Source organism: Pontibacter vulgaris, assembly GCF_022758145.1.
GTDB lineage: Bacteria > Bacteroidota > Bacteroidia > Cytophagales > Hymenobacteraceae > Pontibacter > Pontibacter vulgaris.
Genome location: NZ_JAJVDH010000005.1, coordinates 423274 through 447895, shown reverse-complemented (window position 1 = coordinate 447895; position 24622 = coordinate 423274). Strand labels below are relative to the sequence as shown.

Below are 24622 nucleotides of genomic sequence, written 5' to 3'. Positions count from 1 at the left end.
TATATGGCAGCACGGTTGTTAATTTTTGTCAGGCAAAATAAGCAGTTAATAAATTGAAAAGCAACTTATAAGCGCTCCTCTTATTTACTACAAACAAGCGGCGGCAATGTTTTCAGGAAACTGCATCTCTGTTTTAGTCGGCTCATTTGCCAGGTAATGCCCGCCTATACTTTGCGTTCTGGCAAGGCAAGCCTGTACTATAAGTTCGGCAGTTGTCAGCATGTTTTGCAGCTCCTGTACGGCCACCGAAAAGGTATGGCATTGCTCCAGCTTATACTTCAGTTCGGCCAGTTTTTCTTTGGCTATCGTTAAGCCTTCGGTGGTACGTACAATACCGGCATGTTCCCACATCAACGCCTGCAGGTCGGCTTTTATTTCACTTATCAAGGCATCGCTGCAGGTATCAGCTAAACTATAAACTATACTTTTAAAGCAGGAGAAACGCTGTTTCGCATTTTCGGAAGCATGTGTTGCCGCCGCTCTTCCGAATTCGACTCCCTCCAGCAGCGAGTTACTGGCCAGCCTGTTTGCCCCATGTACGCCGGTGCAGGCCACTTCGCCAACGGCATATAAGCCGGATATTGATGTTTGCCCGTGCAGGTCTGTTTCTAAGCCACCACACTGGTAGTGTGCCGCCGGAACTACAGGTATAAATTCCAGGGTAGCATCGATGCCTATACTTTTACATTTGGTGTAGATGAAAGGGAAACTCTTCTGTAACCTGCCTTCGGGTAAACGGGTGGCATCTAAGTATAAACAGGGTGAATGATGCAGGTTCATTTGTTCGTACACAGCACGAGCAACTATATCGCGCGGCGCCAGTGAGCCCAACGGATGGTATAGTTGCATGAAGGCAGTACCATCCGGCAAAACCAGTTCTGCGCCAGCACCACGTAAGGCCTCACTTATCAGGAATGTATCTTTAGAAGTCGGATTGTAAAGAGCTGTCGGGTGAAACTGGAAAAACTCCATATTCCGGATTGTGGCCCCTGCCCTGTGTGCCATGGCCAGTCCGTCGCCGGTAGCTATAGTTGGATTGGTGGTGTATTGGTATACCTGACCCGAAGCACCTGTTGCTAAAACTATAGCTTTGGCAAGTATGGCTTTATAGTTTCCGCTCACCAGGTCCAGCGCCTGCACCCCGTAACAAACCTTCTCCTGATTTATACTTTGCGTAAGCAGGTCAATACCCAGGTGATATTCTGCAATGGTGATATTGGGATTCTGAAAAGCTGATTTGCTTAGCGCCTGTTGTATACTTAAACCGGTATGGTCTTTTACATGCGCGATGCGGTGCTGGCAATGGCCGCCTTCCAGGCCTAAGGCTATAGTTTCATCCGGAGCAGTATCGAATTGCACACTTTGCTGCTGCAGCCATTTTATACTTTCAGGAGCCCGCTCAACCATAAACCGGACTGCAGTTTCGTCGCACAAGCCAGCGCCGGCTGTAAGCGTATCCTGCACGTGCTGCTCAAAAGAATCTATATTGCTTAAAACCGCAGCTATACCTCCCTGTGCATAGGCAGTGTTGGTCTCCGATAATGCAGATTTACAGAGAACCAACACCTTACCATGTGCAGCAGCTTCCAGGGCAAATGTTAAACCTGCGATGCCGCTGCCTAATACTACAAAATCATAGTTCAGCGATTCCATTTATGCAAAGGCCAGCATCCGTTCTATTGGTGTAAGGGCTCGTTTAATAATCTCTTCTTCCAAGGTTACTTCAAAAAATCTTTCCTGGGGTGTTCCAATCGAGCGAAGCGATTCCAGCGTTCTTTGCACAGTTATCTGCTTCATGTGCGGACACTTAATGCACGGAACTATAAATTCTTTTTCAGGATACATGCCGCGCAAGGTTGCTCCCAGATCACACTCCGAACCAAGTATAAACTGACGGCTCTCGCTCTCACCTACAAACCGGATAATGTCGGATGTGCTTCCAACGATACCTCCTGCACCTTTCAAGGCATCGGTTACAGTATCGTCCGGAACTTCCCAATGCACCAGCACCTGCGCTTCGGGATACATCAGTTTAAGGCCGTTTATGCGCTGTGGCGTAAATTGCTCGTGCACTTCGCATTTGCCTTCCCAAAGTATAAGTTCTTTGCCTGTTTCGGCTTTTATTTTGGTCTGCAGGTTACGGCCCATGTACAGGTCTGGCAAAAAGATGAGCTTGTCGCCACCCAGCGAGCGGGCAATATCCATGGCATTGCGTGAGGTGCAGCAGATGTCGGCTTCGGCTTTGGTTTCGGCGTAAGTGTTGATGTAAGCTACCACCGGCACGCCCGGCCATAATTTCTTTAATAACCGTACATCTTCTCCGGTTATACTTTCGGCCAGGGAGCAGCCGGCATCAAAACTGGGCAGCAACACTTGTTTAGCTGGGTTCAGAATCTTGGCCGTCTCCGCCATAAACTTAACCCCACAAAAAATAATGTAATCCGCTTCCACAGTTTTGGCCGCCACACTCAGCCCCAGCGAGTCACCTACAAAATCGGCAATACCGCCATCTTCGTGTTTTACCTGCAGCTCTGCCGGCATGTAAAAATGCGACAGCACCACCGCGTTATGCTTTTTCTTCAGTTCGCGAATTTCTTCTACAGCATCCAGTAAAGCGGCTTCTTCTTGTGCGGGCAGGGCAACAGGTTCCATGGCTCTGAGTTTTTCAGAGAAGGCGCCCCGGGTTTGGGTAGTAAGCATGTGTGTTGTTGTGTGTTTGTGTTAGACTAAGATTCTACTATTGTTTTGTCAGAATTACAGATTATTCCTTTGATCCAGGCCCTGAAATACTTTCTTTTGGCAGCTCGTCGTGCAGGTTGGTAATAAAATACTCGCCTGAATTAATGCCATCTACCAGCGTCTGTATTGTTTTTGTATCAAATACCCGTAACAATTGGTTACGGTAAGCTTTTATCTCGTCGTGCAACGGGCAGGGATGCGTATCGGAGCATTGCTTCATACCCATGCCACATTTCCGGAAAGCTTCCAGTCCGTCTATTGTTTTCACTACCTCCAACAGGCTGATCTCGCTGGCTTGTCGGTGCAGGTAAAACCCGCCGCCCGGTCCTTTTACAGAGGCAATTATACCTTTACGAACCAGGTCCTGGAGGATCTTGCCCATAAAATGCGCGGGCAATTCCAACTCCTTGGCTATTTCCTTGATGCCTACTTTAAGCCCCTGTGCATCGTTCAGAGCGATGTACACAATGGCACGCAGGGCATATTCCGTTGTTTTCGATAACATGAGAATCTGTTTATACTTCTAACACTAACACGGCTGCAAAGGTACTATTTCCCTTCCAACTGCCGCATCCCTTCTTCCGTGATCATTTCCGTAGACCACGGCGGTGACCACACCAGGTTCACTTTTACATCCAGGTTCGGAAAACGTTTTAACAGGATCTGCTCTGTTGCATTTACGATGGTGCCGCTCATGGGGCAGCCTGGTGTTGTCAGGGTCAGGTCAATTTCCAGCAGTTCGCCATCCAGGCTCACGCTATAGATCAGACCCAGGTCAACTATATTTATGCCCACTTCGGGGTCGATGATGTATTTTAAGGTTTCGTAGACTTCATTTCCGAAGTCTTCAGACACTTGCGTTTCCATAGGAAAAAGGTTTTAGTTCCTGAACTTTATGCATGAGCAGTTGAAACACATTGGCCGTGTATAGCAACGATGTGATAGTAAAGCCGATAGCACCGGCAAGTATAAGTTGTTGGTCGCGCAGCAGTATACCCGTTATCAGAAGTATAAACCCGAGGAGGTAACTGATGTTTTGCCAGCGCTGAATAGTATGGTTGTAAAGGTCTTTTGGCAAAGGCGTTTTAAAACGGCCCACATAATCTTCATAAGCGTGCATCCAGATGATAAAAGGCAGTGTTTTAAAAGTCTGCCCAAGTATAATGGCGGATATAAAACCCAGGAAAACCGAAATGCCATACACTAAATAAACTGCCGACAAAAGCTGTTGCGGAAGATTGACGTTACTGCTAACTATAAACACCAGCACAATCGGTAACACCAGTAAGCCAAGTGCTACAAAGGTCTGTTTCATACCCAGGTCCACATCGTGGCGTTGGCGTGTTTTACTTGTCTCGTAGATGAATAAAAGGAACAGCAGCACACCACCAACCACCAACCCGGCATAAACCGGCAACAGCGAAGTATGGATAAACAGGTGATCAAAAATGAAAAACACTAAGCCAGCATTGATCAGGTTATAGCTCCAGTTCAGCTTTTTAGTGCTCTCGGCGTGTGCCAGTAAAAACATTGGGATCAGCTTCGCTCCTACTCCTATTATCAGTAGCAGAAACCAGCCGGCCATACCAATGTGGGCGTGCAGTTTCAGGTAATGCGTGTGCTCTACCGGCAGAAAAGCCATCGTAAAGTTCAGCACCATAACCAAACCAACTATACCCGTAACCAGCAACCAAATAGCCGAAGTAACTATAAAATCAGATTCTATGGTCCATTTGGGCGCCAGGCGCGCGGTCTGTATGACGTTGATGTTCAGAAGTATAAACGAGATGACCAGGCTACAGGCAGCTACGTGCATGACATGGCCCAATTCAAAATTCCAGAAGCACCAGGCCAGTAGTATAGTACCTACACCTAAAAACCCAAAGGCTATAGTTGCCAGCTTCTCAGAGTATAGTTTACACTCCAGCACCACCGGCAATAACTGGTACAGCGCCCCGAAAATAAGCATCGTTGCCCAGCCCAGTGCGGCCACGTGAGTTAAGGTCAGCAGTTTTGGGTGGAAATAATGGCCACTGAAGGCATCGGTAGAGAAGAGCAGCAGAATGCTGAGCGCTACAAAAGCCAGGGCAGCGAACGCGTAATGCGGCAGCACAACCCATTTGCCCGGCGAATTAGATGTAGTAGCAGTGCTCATCGTTTTGGTTATTTATAGATCAGTAAGTCAACCTGGTTAGGGCCAACCTCTTGTATAGTAATGTTAAAGCCTCGCTCCTCCAGTTGAGGCAACAGGAACTGCGGTACCCGTTTGTGCACCACATACAGGGCTTCACCAGTAGGCAACACTTCCAGTTCACCAAGTATAGTTACCATAGGCTGGGGCATTTCCATAGCGCGTACATCAATGCGTTTTACCTTACCGGCAAAGCGGGCCATCATATCTTCAAAGCTGTTTTCCGCAGGTTTTATAGTTATCTGTTCAGTAGCCTCAGTTTCGTTTTCAAGCCAGAAGTAAGTATAAACCAGGTTCTCGTTCTTCACATCCGTCCAGAAACTATAGCCTTTCTTTTTCAGGATGGCGATAAGCGGTGTTGGCTCAAAAGTGTTGATAATCAGCAAAGCATTGTTCTCTCCTATCTCCTCCACTGCGTTCATGATCTTCAGAAACGGATCGTTACCGGTGACTATATCTTCACAAACATCCAGGGTAATTATATTTTGCTCTGGTAGTTGCGCCAGGTAAGCCGGCTGTGTGGCAGTGGTGGTTTCAGGTGTTTGCATCGTATTTGGGTTTAAAGTATCTGCGTTTGCGGTGTTGCCAATTATAAAGCCAAGCGGCTCCAGCTTTTGATAAAACATTTCTATATCGCAACCGCCTATTCGGGCAGCATCAGCTATAGTTACCCGCGATGCCAGTATCTTGCGCAGCACCGGGTTACGAAGCTTCTCAAAGTGCTTGTTTATACTTGCGATGGCATCTATAGCGGCAGGGTTCTCCTTTATCAGCGCCGATATTTTGGTGTTGGCTGCAATGTTCATGGCTATTCGGCTTGCGCTTTTTTTGTCCAGAACTCAGGTGTAAAAGTGTCCATGCGCGGATCATGCTTATGGCTTAGCAGTTGTCCAACCAGCTCCAGTTCATCAGAGTGCGCTACGGCCTGCAGGTACGGGAATAGCTCGCGTTCTTCCCAACGGATGTGATCGGTCAGGTCCTGCTCCAGCACTTTAAACAGCTCTTTGTTCATCGGGCTTCCGTCTTCAATCAACTCAACCAGCGAGTGCAGTAACCTGTGCTCTTCTTCCAGGCGGCCTCTTACAGTATCATCTGTTTTCAACAGCCTTTTCAGCACCCACTCTTCTTCTTCGCAGTGCTCTTTTAAAATAGTATCCCAGAAATAGCGCACGTACGCACGCATCAAAATCAGATCGGTACCGTTCTTCAAACCTTGCCGGATCTTCCAGCAGAACAGTAAACCAAAGTGGTGTTCCCGAGACAGTGGCACTAAACTTTTATCTCTTTTTTGGGGAGTTATTGCCTTTTTCATGGCAGTGGTGGGCAGCGCCCGTTATGCAATTTCCAAACTACTACTTACAGGACATCAGGATCAGCAGGATCTTTTTAATCGCAGGAAAAGTATAGTTCTCAATCCTGCCAATCCATCAAGCCCGTAAACTATAGTTCTATTTAACTACTTCTTTTTCCATCTCCAGCGCTTTCGGGAACAGGATGTTGTTCTCTAAGTGGATGTGACGGAACAGGTCATCTTCAAACTCTTTCAGTTTCTTGAAAGCAACAGTGTAGGTAGCGCAGGCATCAGCTGGCAAAGTATAGCCATTTGTAAGCTCACGGATTTTCTCCAGTTCAGTACCGGCATGCTCGTGCTCCATCTCCATCATATTGATCGGGTTCTGGATAGAGCCGAAGGCAGCAGGCTCCATTTTCACGCCGCTTTTCCTGGCTTCATCCAGCTGCTTAATGTAAGGAAACAGTACGCGCTCTTCTTTCGGCATATGCGATTCCAGCTCGTTGGCTACGTTAGTGAAGTGCTTTACAACTTCTATAAGCTCCGGGTGGCGCTGACCGTGTACGCGGGCAATTTTAGTAGTGTATTCGTACAGCGCAGGTATCGCTTCGCGCACATATTTATGGTGCATGTTCACGATATAATCTGCCAGGAAAGATGGCTCCCATTTGTCGTACTCAGCCTGGCGGTTCTGCTCGGCTTCGTCCATCGCTAACAGCTCCTGCTCCAGCTCATCTTGGCTAATGCCTTTTTCTTTGCAAACCTGTGCCACCGATTTTTTACCGCCGCAGCAGAAATCGATACCGAATTTTTTAAATACCTGTGCTTTGCGGTAATCTTTGGCTACCAGCTCACCTACAGTTTCGCCTTCTTCGGGGGTAAGTTTACCGATACGCACTTCCCATACTTCCGGGCCCTGCTCCAGGTACTCCCATTTAAATGTATTGCCACGCTCACCCAACAGTTGGTAATAAAGTGGTTTCGGATCGTGGTCGTTGTGTATGATAAAAGCTTCGCCACCTTTCAGGTTATCGAACCATTCAAAAATGGTCGGGTGCTTCATGCGTGGCTCCAGAACTGTTACGTCCAGTGTTTTTTCTATGCTTTGTGTGGTTTCCATAATGGTTAAATTTTGTTGTTGTAATCAATCACCGGCGTAAAGGTATATGACGTATTTTTAAAATAAAAGATAAAAAGGTATTTTATTATTTTATTTCATCTCTTACCTTTACAACAGGTTCAGCAACAGTTTATTTAAGCTTTAACAGCTTCCCGGATCACGTCTTTACCATCAACTATAAAATTGATTTTCAAAGACTTAAATCCGCTTTACAAGTATACTATTATAGTAAAAAGACGAAAATGACCGAAGTCATTTATAAGAGTGACCTTGCTCATCCTGATTCAGATTTATAGTTGATAGCTTGGTGAACTCAAAATATAGTAAGCTGCTATATAGGTCTGTTGCCGGTTGTTTTTCCGGCCTGCTTTAGAAGTTAGGAATGACTGAACTATAACGCACGTTGTGCTGACCAAATACAAACCTGCTGCCCAAAAGGCGCAACACCTGTTACCGAAACCCTTATAAAATTTATAGAGCTACCCCTATGAAGAAAAGTAAACGTCCAGCTGGCCTGTCCTTCGCCCGGCACTTTACCACCGCAGCGCAAAATGCCTACGACATGTTCCGTTATGAGCTCCGTTCCTCCACTATCCGCAACCCGACCGGCGATGTGGTGGCAGAGTTGAACGATGTGGAAGTACCAGCACAATGGTCGCAGATCGCGACAGATATTCTTGCTCAAAAATACCTGCGAAAAGCAGGTGTACCACAGGCAGATGGTAGAACCGGCGCTGAGAAATCTGCAAAGCAAGTGGTGCACCGCCTGGTAAAATGCTGGCAGGATTGGGGCAGTAAGTATGGCTATTTTGCTTCTGAAAAGGATGCGCAGGTGTTTTATGATGAACTGGTGTATATGCTGCTGGGCCAATACGCAGCACCTAACTCACCGCAATGGTTTAACACTGGGCTTTACAATTCCTATGGCATCACGGGTAAATCTCAAGGACACTACTATGTAGACCCGGATACAGGTGAAATGAAGGAATCAGGTTCTGCGTTTGAGCGGCCACAGCCACATGCCTGTTTTATACTTTCGGTGCAGGACGACCTGGGCCAGAAAGGCGGTATAATGGACCTGCTGGTGCAGGAAGCGCGTGTGTTTAAGTATGGCTCAGGTGTTGGTACTAACTTTTCAAGTATAAGAGGTAAGGATGAAGCGCTTTCGGGTGGCGGTACTTCGTCGGGGCTGATGTCGTTTTTAAGGGTGAGCGACCGCGCAGCCGGGGCTATAAAATCGGGTGGCACTACGCGACGCGCCGCTAAAATGGTGTGCCTGGACCTGGACCACCCCGAGATTCAGGAGTTCATTAACTGGAAAAAGGACGAAGAGAAAAAAGTGGCAGCCCTTATTGCGGCCGGCTACTCCGGAGATTTTGAAGGTGAAGCATATAATACCGTATCTGGCCAGAACTCCAACAACTCAGTACGGGTACCAAATACCTTCTTTAAAGCACTGCACCAGAACGGAGACTGGCACCTGACTGCCCGAACCGACGGTAAGGTTCTGAAATCTATACCTGCGCGTAATTTGTGGAAGCAGATAGCAGAAGCAGCCTGGGCCTGCGCCGACCCGGGCGTGCAATTCGATACAACTATAAACGAGTGGCACACCTCTCCGGCTGAAGGCAGAATTAACGCCTCAAATCCGTGCTCGGAATACATGTTCCTGGACGATACGGCCTGCAACCTGGCATCGCTTAACCTACTCCGCTTTTTTGATGAAGAGAAACAGCAGTTTGATGTAGCCGCTTTCGAACATGCCTGCAGACTGTGGACCGTAGTTTTGGAGATATCAGTGCTGATGGCGCAGTTTCCTTCTGAAGTGGTAGCGCAACGCTCTTTCGATTACAGAACCATAGGTTTGGGTTATGCCAACTTAGGCGCATTGCTTATGGTACAGGGCCTGCCCTACGACAGCGACGAAGCCCGCGCTTTATCGGCAGGTATCACCTCACTAATGACAGGTACCGCTTACCGAACTTCTGCTGAAATGGCTGCCAGCTTAGGTGCTTTTGCCAAGTATGACAAGAATCGCGATGCCATGCTGCGCGTGATTCGCAACCACCGCTTTGCCACCTATAATCAACCGGAGAACTATGATAAGTTAAGTATAAAACCCCACGGCCTGAATCAGCAGCTTTGCCCGTATTACCTGTTAAAAGCTGCCCAACACGCCTGGGACGAAGCACTGCAACAGGGCGAAATGTATGGCTACCGAAATGCACAGGCTACCGTTATCGCCCCAACCGGAACTATAGGGTTACTGATGGACTGCGACACCACAGGTGTTGAGCCGGATTATGCGCTGGTAAAGTATAAAAAACTTTCAGGCGGTGGTTATTTTAAGATCATCAACCAATCTATACCAGGCGCGCTTAACAAATTAGGTTATAGTTCGGAAGAAATAGATGCTATAGTTAATTATGCCAAAGGCCATAGTACACTTACCGGCGCACCGCACATCAACCCGGAATCTTTGCTACATAAAGGCTTAACAGAAGAAGAGATTACCAACCTGGAAGCAGTATTACCAAAAGCTTATGATCTGTCGTCGCTTTTTAATGTTTATACTTTAGGCGAAGCATGTCTAGAGCGTTTAGGTTATACTTCAGCAGAGTACCAAAACACAGGGTTTAATTTGCTACATGCCTTAGGCTATACTTCCAAACAAATAGAAGAAGCGAACGAATACGTTTGCGGCACGATGACCGTAGAAGGCGCGCCATACCTGAAGCCTGAATATTACGCTGTTTTTGATTGCGCCAACCGCTGCGGCAACAAAGGCAAACGCTTTATACATGCCGAAGGACACATTAAAATGATGGCCGCCGTGCAACCGTTCATTTCCGGGGCGATCTCTAAAACCATAAACCTGCCCAACGAAACCACTGTGGAAGAAGTAGCACGCTGCTACGAACTGTCGTGGGAACTGGGCCTGAAAGCCTGCTCTATTTACCGTGATGGCAGCAAACTTTCTCAGCCACTTACTTCAAAAAGCAGCAGCTCTGAAAACGAAGAAAAACCTACTACCGAGACAAGTATAGCCAACGAAAAGTATAATGCCGAACAAGTGTTGCAGGCAGCCAAAGCTATACTTGCTGATGCCAGCAATGCCGGTTTCAGGGAGCAGCTAACCCGCATGGTGGAGCGCCGCAAACTACCGGATAAACGCAACGGATTTACCCAAAAGGCAAAAATAGACGGACATACGGTTTATATCAGAACAGGTGAGTATGCCGATGGCTCTTTAGGTGAGTTGTTCATTGATATGTATAAAGAGGGGGCTTCGTTCCGGTCAATCCTTAACTGTTTTGCGATCTCGGTGTCGCTGGGTTTACAGTATGGCGTGCCGCTGGAAGAGTTTGTGAACCGCTTTACCTTTACCCGCTTCGAACCGGCCGGCCGCGTAGAGCATCCAAACATTAAATCAGCTACCTCGGTGTTCGACTACATTTTCAGGATGCTGGGGTACGAATATCTGAACAGAAAAGACCTGGTACACGTGCAGCCCGAAGAACCGGAAATTATGGATGAAACACCAACTGGAAAACTACCTGAAAAAGCAGCAACTATAGTTACAGAAACATCCACAACCAAGAGCAATGGAAAAAGCTACGCTGTAGTTACCCAAAGCAGAACGGTATTGATGGAGCAAACGCAACAGGTACTGGCCAGCATGATGGGCGATGCCCCGATCTGCAATGTGTGTGGGCATATCACTATCCGCTCCGGCACCTGTTATAAATGTTTGAACTGCGGCAATAGTTTAGGGTGTAGTTAGTAGTTAATAATCAATTTGTCATTTCGAACGGTAGTGAGAAATCTGTATCAGATCTCTCCTATCATCGAGATGACAATTATGCTGTTTTAAAGTAAATTGCAACATGACTGAAAAGAAAGATATACTGCGTTTAGAGGATGTAAAATTGCTGGTGGATACCTTTTATACCCGAGTACGGGCCGATGAATTGCTGGGACCGATCTTTGACGAGCGCATACAGGACAGATGGGCACGCCACCTGGATATCATGTACCGTTTCTGGCAAACCGTGCTGCTGGACGAGCTTACCTACCAGGGGGCTCCGGGCTCAAAACACATAACCCTGCCTGTTGATGCAGCACATTTTGAACGCTGGATACTGCTGTTTTATACAACCATAGACGAATTGTTTACCGGGGAGAAAGTAGAAGAAGCCAAATGGCGTGCTCAGAAAATGGCCGATATGTTCGCCAGCAAAATAGAATATTATAAACAGAACAAAGGCCGAACGATCCTGTAAAATACAACTATAGATGAACTCCGAACACTACCTGATACTGCTCGCCTTTTTATGGGTGGGCTTTGTAAGTGCGATCAGCTTTATGGAAGCCTGGCTGAAATTCAGGGCGCCCGGTGTTACTCTGCCCATCGGCTTAAGTATAGGCCGGCTGATCTTTAGCGGGCTCAATAAAGTGGAATGGTTCTTTGGGCTGGCTTCATTGGTGCTGTTTTTCGTTGGTGATGGCTTGGGTGATTCATCGTCATTCTTACTATTTATACCGATTGTAATCCTGCTACTACAGACTATCTGGCTACTGCCTGCTATGGACAAGCGAGCGGAGTTGGTAATCTCTGGAGCAGAATTGCCTAAGTCTGCCTTGCATTTCTATTACATTGGGGCCGAGCTGGTAAAGGTAGTTTTACTATTTAGCTTTGGGATTAAGATGTTTGGAAATTTGTAAGTAAAAGTAACAGACCTTGCAGCATTCCCGAAAGCTTTCGGGACAGGTCTCTGCTACTACGAGCGTCTTCCTACTTAGCATGTAAGACGCTCCGAGGTTCAAAAACGCTCGGAAGTCATGCAATTTATACTTTCCTCAACTCAAATTCTGATTCTTGTACAGCTTCCTGATCTATACTATGCTTACTGCTGAGCTGCGAGATAAAGAACAGGATCAAACCAACTGGTAAAAGTATACTTACTGCAAATAATAATGTGTGATAGTTTGGTATTGCTCCTAGTCCGGCCCAGTAAAAAATGCCCTGCAAAAAGAGCAGCACCTCACTACTGAAAAAGCCAAGTATAAACAGTCCTATCCCCCACCGACTAATAGTTGATTTAAAGCTGAGCCAACCCTGCTGCACGAAAAAAGCAAGTATAAAAAAGCTGACGAACCCGATAAGCACCAGGTGCAGATAACCGATTATGAAGTTGCGCAATTGATACGCCAGGTCGGCCATGTACGGAAGTGCGGTAGCGAACTGCATCAGGGTTTTAAGTATAAAAGCGGTAGCTGCAAGTATAAGTATGGCCCGAGCCCAGTTGCCAAATAAACCCAGCAATTGCTTACATATCGGCCAAAGTATAAACACCAGAATAGCTAAAGAAATTACCTGAGTCAACGCTGCGGCTCCACCTAAAAAGTAAACGATAGCATCCGGTTTTATCCATAGCACAGACAGCAGGTAAGCAGGCAAACAGGCCCAAAACATCAACCTGAAAAACAGCAAACTATACTTTGCATTAAAGCTGATCTTATACTTCTCGAGTAACCAGAAAAGTAAACCCAGCACAGCAAAAGTTAGCCAGCCGTTGTACAGAAAATGCAGGTAGAAATAAATGGCATTGTAGTATAATTCGGTAAAGCTGTTGCCTGTCGCCATGATCGGCCCCATACTCCAGGGCCCCAACGACGACAGCGCCAGGAAAAACAAAGCAGCCTTTACAAACCGGAACGACAAACTATAGTTACCGGAACTTACTTTTGCAGCTTTGGCATCTTTCAGGAAACGGTAAATAAACCAGTAAGTGAGCAGGATGTGCGCCGTAGAAAAAGTAATGGAAACTGCCCCATAGCCCTGCACCGGAAAGCTCAGCAACATGCCCAGCACCGCCCCCTGCGACAGCCAGAATTGCCAGGTATATGTTTTCTTGCTCTGTACATCTGCTGGTAAGTACGCATGCAATAGTGCAATAAAAAGTGCCGGGTAAAGCCACCCAAGCAGCGCCACATGCGAGTGCGCGTGTAACAGGAATTTATAGTTTACTCCCGCAACCGGGGCTACAAAAGTCCAGCGCAGCATCAGGCCCAAAGCACCTATCAGAACAAAATTAAAGAGCGCTACCTGCACCCATCGTAGGCTTGCAGCAGTAGCTTTATACTTGTAAATATTTTCCTGTACAGGCTGCATCAGTAACTATTGAAAATAATTTGGGTACAGTGCCACTCTCTCTTTTATGCGTTCGTAGGCAGCGGCAGCTTCTACGTCATCTTTACTCTCATTTAGCAACTGCACATCTTCAGCTATGGGCAACAGTAAAGTATGCAACATATCATGTGCGGCCCCTTTCATTGTGCATGCCGCAAACAGGTTCTGCAATTCGCCCTGCAACGTTTTACCAAGGTCATTATAAGCTTCCAGAGATTCATTTTCGGGCTGTTGCGCAAAGCTTTGCAAGAGCATATCTATACCTGCCATGTTTATAGCCGTGGCACTGTCGGCTGCCCATTTTTTGCCGTCATTGAGGGCCAGTTCACCTTTGGGGAGTTGCTCATGCACTTCAAACGGAATAGAATCTGTTTCGCTTGCACAGGAAGCCAACAGGCAAAGTATACTTAAGAATAAGGCTATTTTTTTCATCGCGTTTGGCATAAGTTGTCTTCTCAAAAACTTTACAAGTATAAGCCCGCCGCACTTCCTATAAAATGATGCTCGTCATAAAACACTTTTTCCGGCCTATACTTTCATCATACTTTCTTGCTGCATGCCGGCAATGACTTTTATCACTTTCATGGCTGATGCAACTCATTTATCGGGTACGCTACTGCAGCTACCTTAGTACTCTGAGAAACTATACGCTTTTATGCTTTATAAAGGCCTTGCATCTTCCAGAAAATCAGGCGATACCAAACATCAATTAGAGTTTATATACTTTATGCAGAATTTAATTCACAACTTTCACATTCCCGTTATGGGTCTGGCCTTTTCCATAGACTCGCCTCAGAAAGTGGCGCAGTATGGTATAGATTCGGTGCTGTCGCTGAGCGATGACACTTTACTGGAACAGATGCGCGCGCATTATAGCCAGGTTTACAACGAACCTTACACTGCCATTACCCCGGATGAAGAAGATTACCGTGCCCGCCGCGTAACCGCATATCTCGACCTGGTAGACAGGATTGTGAAGCAGCAACTGGAAAGCATGCGCCACGAAGCGTTTGAAGATGGCACCCGCCTTACAAAATACTTCACGCTGCTGCCAGATAATTCACCCCTCAGGGCTAAGTATGAGCAAATGCTGCAAACTCAAAATCCGGAGCAGAAAACACTAATACAACAGGAATTACGCACTTTATTACAGGCCGGCAGCATTGATGTAAACATCATGACGAAGCTGGACAAAATAAACTACAACGATAAAGGCGAACCACTACCAACCGAATTTTCGGATGCGCTTGCCGCGTTGCGAGGTTTTGCAAAAAGCACTGTGCAGGCGGCTGTGGTTTTCTCGGCTGGCTTAAACATGCGCCTTTACAGTTACATCGAGCAGTTCCTTAATTTCTTCCCGGATGTAAAAGGTTACCTGGCTAAAAAAATCATCATCAAAGTAAGTGATTATCGCTCGGCTTATGTGCAGGGCAAGATCCTGGCAAAAAAAGGCCTATGGGTATCAGAGTTTCGCATTGAATCTGGCTTGAACTGCGGCGGCCACGCTTTTGCCACCGATGGTTTTTTACTGGGCCCGATTATGGAGGAATTTAAACAGAACCGAAAAGCTTTACAGGAAGAACTATATGGTATTTTCAGCAGCGCCTTGCAAAGCAAAGGTATGGCTGTTCCGGCCGAGGCTCCGGCTATGCGCCTTACGGTGCAGGGCGGTATTGGCACTTCCGAAGAGCAGCAATTTTTACAACAACATTACGGTGTGGATGCTACCGGTTGGGGAACACCTTTCCTGCTTGTTCCGGAAGCCAGCACCGTAGATGAAAACACCTTACAGCAACTGGTAAAAGCAGGTTCTGAGGATTTATACTTAAGCCCGATATCGCCGTTGGGGGTACCATTTAATGCGCTGCGCGGCACCAGCAGCGAAGCCCTTAAAACAGCCCGTGCCGATAAAGGAAAACCGGGTAGTCCCTGCATTAAAAAGCACCTCGTTTCCAACACCGAATTTACCACTGAGCCGATTTGTACGGCATCGCGCAAGTACCAGCGCCGCAAACTGGAGCAGTTGCAAAGTATGAACCTGACAGCTGAAAAGTATAAAGCCGAAGAAGCGAAAGTGCTGGCAAAAGAATGTCTCTGCGAAGGCCTCGCCGATACAGCCCTGATACAACTCGACATCCCTAAAAAGCAATCTCCTAAAGCTGTGGCTATTTGCCCGGGCCCAAATCTGGCGTATTTTTCAGGCATTTTCAGTTTACAGGAAATGGTAGATCATATTTACGGCCGGGTAAACGTGCTCAACAATACCTACCGCCCGCACATGTTTATTAACGAGCTTAAAATGTATGTGGCTTACTGGCTGAAACAGATTTCGGAACAACTGGAGCCTATACCGGACAAGCAGCAAAAATACCTGCAAAGCTTCCGCCAGAACCTGTTACAGGGTATACAGTATTATAAGCAATTACTACCGGTGCTGTTTAACGTAAAAGAGAAACTGGAGCAACAGGTAATCATGCTGAATGAGTTACTTGAGGCTGAGGACCAACTGTTGCTGGAGCAGGAAATTAACAAGGTAGTTTTAGCATGACAAAAATAAGACTGACGCGGCTGTTTACGTTTGAGGCGGCACATGCCTTGCTAAACTATAACGGCCCCTGCAAAAACATACACGGGCACTCTTACAAGCTGCAGGTTACTATAATCGGTACTCCTGTTGTAGATGAGGAGCACCCGAAAAACGGCATGGTGCTGGACTTTGGCGATCTGAAAAAACTAGTGCAGGAGCTTATACTTGACCAGATGGACCACGCCCTTTTGTTAAGAAACGACAGCCCGCCTCAATTGCTGAATGCATTGCGCGAGTTAAACCATAAACTGGTGCCGGTACCTTACCAGCCTACCTGCGAAAACATGCTCATTGATTTTAAAACCCGCTTAATGCACCGGCTGCCCGAAGGTATACAACTGCATAGCCTGAAGCTTTGGGAAACACAAAATTCCTTTGCCGAATGGTATGCTGCTGATAACATTTAAAGTATAAAATCAACTGAAAACAAAAAAGCAGAGCTTGTACAAGCTCTGCTTTTTTGTTTTATACTTCCTGTAGAAAGTTTGATGGTTTTTACTCTAAGTTTCGTTCGTATGGAAGGTTCGAGGAACTGGTTTTTGAAAACGGTACATCCTGCGGAATATAATCTTCTGCAGCGCCAGGTTTGCTGTAATCGTATGGCCACCTGTAAACTATAGGCAATTCGCCCGACCAGTTGCCATGTCCCGGATTTACAGGAGCAGTCCACTCCAGTGTGTTAGAGTGCCATGGATTTTGCGTTGATCTGCGCCCTTTGAAAATGCTGTAGATAAAGTTAAACAGGAAAATAAACTGCGCCACAAAACTAAGTATAGCCGACATACTGATAAAGGTATTCAAATCGGTGAAGGTGTTGAAGGCCTCAAACCCACTCCAGGAGTAATACCTGCGTGGAAATCCGGCAATACCAATATAGTGCATCGGCAAAAAGATCAGGTATACGGCAAGAAAGGTAAGCCAGAAATGCGCAAAGCCCAGTTTCTCATCCAGCATGCGCCCAAACATCTTCGGGAACCAGTGGTATACCCCGCAAAACATACCAAACATGGCAGCAGCTCCCATTACCATATGAAAGTGCGCTACCACAAAATACGTATCGTGTATGTGTATATCCAGCGATGAGTTACCCAGCACTATACCTGTTAGACCACCCGAAATAAAGATCGAAACAAAGCCGATGGCAAAGAGCATGGCAGTGGTAAACCTGATATTTCCCCGCCAAAGCGTTGCCAGCCAGTTAAATACTTTCACTGCCGAAGGCACTGCTATGATCAGGGTAAGAAACATAAATACCGAGCCCAGGAACGGGTTCATGCCCGAAACAAACATGTGGTGAGCCCATACCACAATCGATAAAACAGAGATACCTATCAGCGACCCAATCATGGCCCGGTACCCGAAAATGGGCTTACGTGCATTTGTGGCAATAACTTCGGATGTAATACCAAATGCCGGCATGATCACGATGTATACTTCTGGGTGGCCCAGAAACCAGAACAGGTGCTGAAAAAGTATAGGGCTACCTCCTGAATGTGAAATGGCTTCGCCGGCAATATAGATATCGGATAAGTAAAAGCTGGTGCCCAGGCTCCGGTCGAAAATAAGCAAAAGGGCCGCCGCAAATAACACCGGAAACGACAACAACCCAACTATAGCTGTCAGCAAAAAGGCCCAGATGGTAAGCGGCAGCTTTGTCATGGACATACCCCGCGTTCGTAGGTTTATAACTGTTGTTATATAGTTAATGCCTCCCAGCAAAGTAGACACAATAAAGAGTGCCATACTTACAAGCCAGAGCGACATACCCAAGCCCGAACCGGATATAGCCTGTGGCAGTGCACTAAGTGGCGGGTACACCGTCCAGCCACCTCCGGCAGGCCCGGTTTCGATGAACAGGGAGGTGAACATGACAACGCTGGAAAGAAAGAAAAACCAATACGAGAGCATGTTCATAAAACCCGATGCCATATCGCGCGCGCCTATCTGCAGGGGTATTAAAAAGTTGCTGAAGGTACCACTAAGCCCGGCCGTGAGCACAAAAAACACCATGATTGTGCCGTGCATGGTAACCATGGCCAGGTAAAATTCCGGGTCTATTTTTCCGTTTTCCACCCACTTACCAAGTATAGGCTCCAGGAACGTGAACGTAGCTTCCGGCCAGCCCAGTTGCAACCGGAACAACACCGACAGGAAACCACCGACAAAGGCCCAGAAAATACCCGTTATCAGGTACTGTTTGGCAATTACCTTATGGTCCTGGCTAAAAATATACTTTTCGAAAAAATTGAGGTCGTGGTGATGTTCATGCTCCTCATGGACGGGATGAACCTCCTCGGTGGTAAAATCGGTACTGGCCATACTCTGACTTCATTAAGTGATGTAAAATATACTCAACTTATTATATAGCAGCACTTTGTGCGGATAGGCTACCAACTCCTACATACTACATCCACCCTATAAAAGATATACTTTGAAAGTATAAAAGTTAACTATTCAAATAAAAAGATTGCTTTAGTTTGAATATAAGCGCTACTATTAAGCAAAAAAAGCGCAGAGGATTAGCCCTGCGCTCTCAAAAACACCAAAACATTTATACTTACTTTACTACAAATCTCTTTTCGAGAAAATTCTTCTGGAGCTGAATAAAGGCAGCATCACCCACAGCAGCAGCAATCCAAAAGCCAAACCTATCCCCCACAAATTACCCAGCAAACTTTTGTATAGTGCCCCGGTATAGCCCATCAGCGCCGACACATCCAGGTTCAGCAAAACTATAATTCTGCCCAGGTCTATCGGGTTCAGGGCTGTTAAAGCAAGTGTAGCATTCTCCAGTGGGTAATCACTGAAAGAGTAAAGTATAAACAGCACAATACCATCGTAGATCAGGGCAAAGTAGAACCACAGCAGCAGCGCTATGCCTATACCTTTGGCCTTATCACGGGTAATAACCGATGCAAGAAATGCCATGGCCACAAAAATGAACGTGATGAAAACACCGGTGAGTAGCAAGTTTAAACCGGTAACGCCAGCCCCGAAAAGCAGCATAGGTATACCTGCCCCAACTATAAATGCACCTGAAAGAGAGCTGGCCACACCCAGGTACTCACTCATAAATATCTTTTTGCGGTTTATAGGTTGCGCTACCAATAGCTCCATAAACTCATAGGAGTTATAAAAGTGCGTGGTGGCAAAAACAATGCTTATCAAAGGCACGGTAAGCAGCACCAGGTTTAGCAGGCTAAGTATGGCTTTGTCGGGGCTGCCACCCAGGTTAAATAACCCGAAAGAGAGCAGCAGCAAAAACAAGGTATAAGCCAGTATTATTTTATTGCGGATGATGTCGTAGAAAACGTATTTAATGATCTTGTTCATGGCTTAGTCCTCCTCGTTCATAATTTTGGCTATAGCACGGCTCAGGCGGTCTTCGTTTGTTTGCGCTTTAATATCAAAGATGGTGTCATGGAATTTCACCTGCCCGTCAACCAGGCAGATCACTTCGTCGGCCACTTCTTCCACCTCGCTCATGATATGCGATGTAATAAGTATAAGCTTGCCTTTTTTCTTCTCCTTCAGGATTTTGCACTTCAGGATTTCAGCAGAAATGGGGTCAAGGCCTGCAGTTGGTTCGTCAAGTATAAGTACCTGCGGGTTGAACATAAAAGCCAGCGCGGCGCTAACTTTCTGCTTGGTACCACCCGATAAAGCGCCCATGCGCTTCTCGTACATATCCTTCAGTCCGTACAGTCCGATCAGTTCTTCATCTACCTGCTTTACATCTTTGCGAATGTCACGGATCATATCGATCACCTGGCGGATCTTCATGTTTTCGGGGTAGCGGCCAATCTGCGGCATATACCCGATCTGGCTGCGGTACGCGTGCTGACCAAGTATACTTTCGCCGTTAATTTTTATGTCACCGCTGTCGGGCAGCACCATGCCAAGTATAGCTTTGCTCATGGTTGTTTTGCCGGAACCATTCGGGCCAATAACCGATATTACCCTGCCGGCTTCAAAACTGACATTCACGTCTTTCAGCACCTGCAGCTTACCGTACGACTTGTGCAATCTTTCTATCGTTATCATAACTTATCTTCCTCATCATCGGCTGTTCATCAATCAGGTTTTCCGGTATAAAGCTCGGCAGCACTTTCTCTATGTTATCCAGCAAATCAACCATAAAGCTGCGCATAAACATTACCGAAGGCGGCACTTTCTCCACCAGCATCGAGTATAAACTTACCGGGCGGTACGGCACATCTCCTACCCTGTCTTTGTTCAGGTCGTAGCCGCTGTACTTGTCCCAGTAGTTGTTCTCGAAGTGGTTCATGCTGGAATTACCGTTCGTGCTCACATCAAAAGAGTTGCCGGTAAAGTTGTTCAGCTTAAAGGTATCGTCTATGCAACTGCTCAGGAGCCTGATGGCCCAGCCGTTCTTGTCAAATTCGTTTTTCTGTATATCCAGTCTGCTGGAGCTTTCCATGTAAATACCGGTGGTGTTTCTGCGGAAGGTGTTACTCTTGATCACACTGTTCGTGATCTCTTTCAAAAGCAAACCATAGGCTGCGGCTCCCCAGTTACCTTCAAACGTGTTGTGCTCCATGCGTATGTTGTGGGTATACATAACGGCCACGCCGGCACCGTTTTTCCGGAAAATATTGTGCGTATACACGTTACCATCCGAGAACATGAAGTGAAGCCCGTAACGCAGGTTGTTCTGGCTGATATTATTCTTTATTTCACTGTCTTCTACAAACTCCAGGTAAATACCGTCGCGGTGGCCAGTTACTTTATTGTTGCTGATGTCGGCGTTATTGCAGTACCACAGGTGTATCGCGTTGCCAAGCGCAGATTCGTTTAAGCCGGTTACATCTTTACCACTCACCACATTCCCTTTAATCACGCAGTTATCGGAGTTCTGCAGGTAAATACCGAAATAAGTGTTGAGTATAGTATTGTTGAGTATGCGTATGTTACTGCGTTCCACCACGCGTATAGCGGCATCGTCCTGGCGATAGCTGGTGGCAATATTTTTAAGCGTAAGACCCTCTATGGTTACATTATCTGCTATAACCGTAATTATCTGGCCTTTATAGTTTCCGTCTAGTACCGGCTTGTTCTGGCCAAGCACTGTCAGCGGCTTATCAATTACAATTCCATGTTCCTGGTACACACCTCCCTGCAGCAACACGGTATCGCCGGGTCTGGCTTTTTTTACCGCCTGTTTTACCGAAGTATAGGTACATGTTTTACACACTTTCAGCGTACTGCCGAAGGCAACATTAGCCCACAGCAGCAACACCGAAGTGCTTACTATAAGAAAAATATTTTTACTCAGGTTTTTCATTGTTCTTCACGGCTGTTACCGCTTCGTTCCAGGTCAGCAGGCGACCGCCGTGCTCCTGTTGCATTTTTGTAGCTGCAGCTTTATCGGCTATAGCTGTTAAGTATAAACCCATCGGGCTTGGCAGATTTTTACTCTGCAGGTAATGTGCATTTCGCGCATCAATCAGCTCGCCGGGCTTTGTAAAATCGCTTACAAGTATAAAAGATGCTTTTTCAGCTAATTCTGTTTGTTCGTTTACATACGCCATCAAACATTCCGACGAATCGAAAAAGAAGGCTTTGCCTTTATCATTTACCAGTTCTGCACCATAGCGGTTATCGGCTACAGTCATGTTGCAGTGCGCACAGTTGGCAGCACCATAAGGTATGGGTTTTTGCTCTGGTGCACAGCTAACTACAACACAAAGTATAAACAACAAACCAACTATAGTTAAAACAGATTTCATGCGGCTAAATGTACTGGCGTTTCAATGGTTTTCTTTTTGGCTGATCTGTAGCTCAGGTAAAAGGCAAGTATACTAAACACAATGGCTAGAAAAATACCTGCACTGCCTAAAGCCGGTAATGATAATGCCTCGAAGTTGAGCAATGTTTTGTGGCCCAGCAATGGCGGAATGTAAGTCATGCCTGGTACTTTTATAGGTGCTTCAGGGCTCAGGTTGGTACCGAATCTTACCAGCCATAGGTAAAAGTCAAGTATACCGGCGGCTCCGGCTCCCATTAATAAACCGGCCCAAATACCGGCCAGGTTCCGTTTGCCTATCAATGCTACCAGCACACCGGTTATCATAAAAGCAATAACAATGTAAGGCATAAACTTAAGCTCGGCAAACGACTCGGCGTGGATCGGCTCCATGCCGATGTAGTGGTTCAGGATATTGAAATTCTGAAGGACACTTTCTGAACTGCCTGATATCTTGTTCACCCAGATATGCATTTCAAGTCCTTCGGGGTATTGCGGGGCTTTGAGGTAGATCTTCCACATCGGGAACATGAACAACAAGCCAAGAGATAATGCTGCCACAATCATCAGCACTCTATGTATCGCTTTCATCCTTTTATAGTTTAAGGTGAAAATTTTTAAAAAAATCAGCGGAGGCTACCGGGGCAACCTCCGCTGATTTGCCCAGTTAAAGCATTATTTCGTTGATGCTACTCCTGGAATATTCTGTTTTTTCTTACCGGTCGAGAATTTGATCGGAACGTTAGAACCTTTAGGAGATACCCTCACGTAACCTTGCATCTCCTGGTGCAGCGCAGAGCAGAAGTCAGTACAGTACATTGGATACACACCTGCTTTTTTAGGTACCCATTTCAGAGTTTGTGTCGCTCCCGGCATGATCAGGGTTTCAGAAGTGTTAGCTCCCATCACTGCAAATCCGTGAGGTACATCCCAGTCCTGCTCCAGGTTAGTTACATGGAAGAGTACAGTATCTCCAACCTGAACACCTTCAATGTTATCTGGTGTAAAGTGGCTTCGGATAGAGGTCATTTTCACGATAACTTTATTGCCTTTACGGGTCACGTTTGCTTCGCTTTCCTTTTTAGCAGCTCCAGGGTGCTTGTTCTCATCGAGTTTATGGAATTTAACACTGTTAGGCGCAACTTTGCTGGCAATAATAGCCTGTGCATAGTGAGGCTCGGCAACGGTCGGGAAGTCAAGTAGCATTTTCATTTTCTCTCCAGAGATATCAATCAGCTGTGCAGAGTGCGCTAACTCAGGACCAGTAGGCAGGTAACGGTCCTTCGTAATTTTGTTCATCGCTACCAGGTACTTGCCATGTGGCTCTTTTGTATCGCCACCAGGTATCATTAAGTGACCAACTGAGTAGTAAACCGGAATTCTGTCTACAACTTTCAATTCATTCAGTTTCCACTTCACAACTTCAGAAGACACGAACATGGAAGTATAAGCATTTCCTTTACCGTCAAATTCAGTGTGCAATGGTCCTAAGCCCGGCTCTTTTACTTCACCTTTCAGTACAGATTCATACTTCAGTACTGGTATACCGTTCTTCTCGCCATCAAACTTCTTGTTCTTGATAGCATCCTGCATTTTAGCGAATGAGAATACCGGAATAGCTGAAGCAAGTTTACCACTAACTACCATGAACTCACCGCTTGGATCCACGTCGATACCGTGTGGTGATTTAGGAGCAGGCAACAGATACATCATACCTGGGCACTCTTCCGGAAGCAGGTAGCGCACTTTCTTCTTCACAGTAGATTTAGCAGTGTGCGTATTTTTGTCCAGCTTGTTGTGGTAGTAGTTAGCAGGCATTTCATGCAACTTACCTTCTTTGGCATACTTGGCAGCAAGTTTCCAGTTAATGGCAGCCAGGTAATCTTTATCGTTCTGAGAAGCACCGATCTCTTTCAGAGTACCGGATTTTTCAGAGTTGTAGGTTGTAAAGAACACCCAGTCTTCTGATGGACCTTTACCACCGTTAGCTAAGTCGTAGTCGAAACCCGGAACCAATACCTGGAAGTCAAGGTCCATGTCACCGTTTTCTTTATCAACTTTAATAAAGGAAATAGAACCGCGGAATTCTTCTTCATACTTATCGAGTGCTACGTCGCCTGTGCTGCCTTTCATATCCAGCGGAACTGAGAAGCGGGTACCAGCAATTACGTACTCATTGTTGTTAGTTGGATAAGGCGAGCAGTGGTTACCAGCTGAATTAGGTATCTCCATGATCTCCACGGTCTCGAACGTTTTCAGGTCGATGCGGGCTACACGTGGGGTGTTGTTACCGTTCACAAATAACCAGCGGCCGTCTGTTGTGCCGTTAGCACGAGACAGTTTCGGGTGGTGCAAATCGTCCCAAGGAACAAAACCGTGCGAAGTCTGCAGCATGGCTTTTGTTTCCTCGTTGTAACCATAACCATTCTCAGCGTGCTGCGAGAACACCGGGATGATCTTTAACAGCCTGCCTGAAGGCAAACCGTACACAGACACCTGCCCGTTAAAGCCACCTGACAGGAATGAGTATAACTCATCGTGCTTGCCTGGTGCTACATACACTTTAGAGGCGGCATCCGAAGATAAAGCCTCAGCAGTTGCGCCGCCGGCATTGCCACCATCAGATTTAGTGCAGCTTTGCAGCGCTGAGCCGGCTGCGATAGCCATCAGCATAGCGGCCTTTGGCGCTGCTGTTCTTAATTTATTGATCAGAGTTTCCATAATATGGATTATT

General features: G+C 46.5%; 22 protein-coding genes. 5 read left to right on the top strand and 17 right to left on the bottom strand.

What is annotated here, in order from left to right:
* Positions 1–87: 87 nt before the first annotated feature.
* The 8 genes from nadB to ric form a co-directional block, all read right to left on the bottom strand.
* The gene (gene nadB / locus LWP20_RS14330) at positions 88–1653 is read right to left on the bottom strand and encodes an L-aspartate oxidase (protein ID WP_242928845.1); all 1566 of its coding nucleotides are present in this window, start codon (positions 1651–1653) and stop codon (positions 88–90) included.
* Positions 1654–2700, bottom strand: a complete 1047-nt coding sequence (nadA, locus tag LWP20_RS14325; RefSeq protein WP_242928844.1) for a quinolinate synthase NadA — start codon at positions 2698–2700, stop codon at positions 1654–1656. It abuts the gene before it with no gap.
* Positions 2701–2761: 61 nt separating this feature from the next.
* Positions 2762–3244: an RrF2 family transcriptional regulator gene (locus tag LWP20_RS14320; protein ID WP_242928843.1), complete on the bottom strand. Its 483-nt coding sequence runs from the start codon at positions 3242–3244 to the stop codon at positions 2762–2764.
* Between the two features lie 44 nt (positions 3245–3288).
* Positions 3289–3606, bottom strand: coding sequence for a metal-sulfur cluster assembly factor (locus LWP20_RS14315; protein WP_242928842.1), 318 nt, complete (start codon positions 3604–3606; stop codon positions 3289–3291).
* Positions 3587–4894, bottom strand: coding sequence for a cytochrome C oxidase subunit I (locus LWP20_RS14310; protein ID WP_242928841.1), 1308 nt, complete (start codon positions 4892–4894; stop codon positions 3587–3589). The genes LWP20_RS14315 and LWP20_RS14310 overlap by 20 nt, the downstream gene beginning before the upstream one ends.
* A gap of 8 nt (positions 4895–4902) precedes the next feature.
* Complete coding sequence (locus LWP20_RS14305) at positions 4903–5736, bottom strand: DUF2249 domain-containing protein (protein ID WP_242928840.1); 834 nt, start codon at positions 5734–5736, stop codon at positions 4903–4905.
* 2 nt (positions 5737–5738) lie between these two features.
* Positions 5739–6242: a hemerythrin domain-containing protein gene (locus tag LWP20_RS14300; protein WP_242928839.1), complete on the bottom strand. Its 504-nt coding sequence runs from the start codon at positions 6240–6242 to the stop codon at positions 5739–5741.
* Positions 6243–6378: 136 nt separating this feature from the next.
* Positions 6379–7341, bottom strand: a complete 963-nt coding sequence (ric, locus tag LWP20_RS14295; RefSeq protein WP_242928838.1) for an iron-sulfur cluster repair di-iron protein — start codon at positions 7339–7341, stop codon at positions 6379–6381.
* A 487-nt stretch (positions 7342–7828) separates the two neighbouring features.
* On the opposite strand from ric, the gene LWP20_RS14290 reads away from it, so the two are divergent.
* The 3 genes from LWP20_RS14290 (at position 7829) to LWP20_RS14280 (ending at position 12066) form a co-directional block, all read left to right on the top strand.
* The gene (locus LWP20_RS14290) at positions 7829–11125 is read left to right on the top strand and encodes a vitamin B12-dependent ribonucleotide reductase (protein WP_242928837.1); all 3297 of its coding nucleotides are present in this window, start codon (positions 7829–7831) and stop codon (positions 11123–11125) included.
* 103 nt (positions 11126–11228) lie between these two features.
* On the top strand, positions 11229–11624 hold the full coding sequence (locus tag LWP20_RS14285; RefSeq protein ID WP_242928836.1) for a group III truncated hemoglobin: 396 nt from the start codon (positions 11229–11231) through the stop codon (positions 11622–11624).
* A gap of 13 nt (positions 11625–11637) precedes the next feature.
* Positions 11638–12066 (top strand): hypothetical protein, encoded by a 429-nt coding sequence (locus tag LWP20_RS14280; protein ID WP_242928835.1) that lies wholly within the window; start codon positions 11638–11640, stop codon positions 12064–12066.
* A gap of 124 nt (positions 12067–12190) precedes the next feature.
* Here LWP20_RS14280 and LWP20_RS14275 read toward each other — a convergent pair whose 3' ends face one another.
* Together LWP20_RS14275 and LWP20_RS14270 are read right to left on the bottom strand one after the other, a co-directional pair.
* Positions 12191–13516, bottom strand: a complete 1326-nt coding sequence (locus tag LWP20_RS14275) for a hypothetical protein (RefSeq protein WP_242928834.1) — start codon at positions 13514–13516, stop codon at positions 12191–12193.
* 6 nt (positions 13517–13522) lie between these two features.
* The gene (locus LWP20_RS14270) at positions 13523–13966 is read right to left on the bottom strand and encodes a hypothetical protein (RefSeq protein ID WP_242928833.1); all 444 of its coding nucleotides are present in this window, start codon (positions 13964–13966) and stop codon (positions 13523–13525) included.
* A 295-nt stretch (positions 13967–14261) separates the two neighbouring features.
* On the opposite strand from LWP20_RS14270, the gene LWP20_RS14265 reads away from it, so the two are divergent.
* A complete protein-coding gene (locus LWP20_RS14265; RefSeq protein WP_242928832.1) occupies positions 14262–16082 on the top strand; it encodes a nitronate monooxygenase family protein in 1821 nt (606 codons plus the stop codon).
* Positions 16079–16528: a 6-pyruvoyl trahydropterin synthase family protein gene (locus tag LWP20_RS14260; protein WP_242928831.1), complete on the top strand. Its 450-nt coding sequence runs from the start codon at positions 16079–16081 to the stop codon at positions 16526–16528. The genes LWP20_RS14265 and LWP20_RS14260 overlap by 4 nt, the downstream gene beginning before the upstream one ends.
* An 88-nt stretch (positions 16529–16616) precedes the next feature.
* On the opposite strand, the gene LWP20_RS14255 is transcribed toward LWP20_RS14260, so the two are convergent.
* The 7 genes from LWP20_RS14255 to nosZ all read right to left on the bottom strand — a co-directional run bounded on the left by LWP20_RS14255 (position 16617) and on the right by nosZ (position 24609).
* Entirely contained in the window at positions 16617–18440 is a 1824-nt protein-coding gene (locus LWP20_RS14255) for a cytochrome c oxidase subunit I (RefSeq protein ID WP_242928830.1), read from the bottom strand.
* Between the two features lie 246 nt (positions 18441–18686).
* Positions 18687–19454 (bottom strand): ABC transporter permease subunit, encoded by a 768-nt coding sequence (locus tag LWP20_RS14250; protein ID WP_242928829.1) that lies wholly within the window; start codon positions 19452–19454, stop codon positions 18687–18689.
* A 3-nt stretch (positions 19455–19457) separates the two neighbouring features.
* The gene (locus LWP20_RS14245; RefSeq protein WP_242928828.1) at positions 19458–20165 is read right to left on the bottom strand and encodes an ABC transporter ATP-binding protein; all 708 of its coding nucleotides are present in this window, start codon (positions 20163–20165) and stop codon (positions 19458–19460) included.
* Entirely contained in the window at positions 20128–21426 is a 1299-nt protein-coding gene (locus tag LWP20_RS14240) for a nitrous oxide reductase family maturation protein NosD (RefSeq protein ID WP_242928827.1), read from the bottom strand. The genes LWP20_RS14245 and LWP20_RS14240 overlap by 38 nt, the downstream gene beginning before the upstream one ends.
* Positions 21410–21871: a nitrous oxide reductase accessory protein NosL gene (locus LWP20_RS14235; RefSeq protein ID WP_242928826.1), complete on the bottom strand. Its 462-nt coding sequence runs from the start codon at positions 21869–21871 to the stop codon at positions 21410–21412. Before LWP20_RS14235 ends, LWP20_RS14240 begins: the two co-directional genes overlap by 17 nt.
* Positions 21868–22479, bottom strand: a complete 612-nt coding sequence (locus tag LWP20_RS14230) for a hypothetical protein (RefSeq protein WP_242928825.1) — start codon at positions 22477–22479, stop codon at positions 21868–21870. The genes LWP20_RS14235 and LWP20_RS14230 overlap by 4 nt, the downstream gene beginning before the upstream one ends.
* Positions 22480–22563: 84 nt before the next feature.
* Positions 22564–24609 (bottom strand): Sec-dependent nitrous-oxide reductase, encoded by a 2046-nt coding sequence (nosZ, locus tag LWP20_RS14225; protein ID WP_242928824.1) that lies wholly within the window; start codon positions 24607–24609, stop codon positions 22564–22566.
* Positions 24610–24622: the final 13 nt, after the last annotated feature.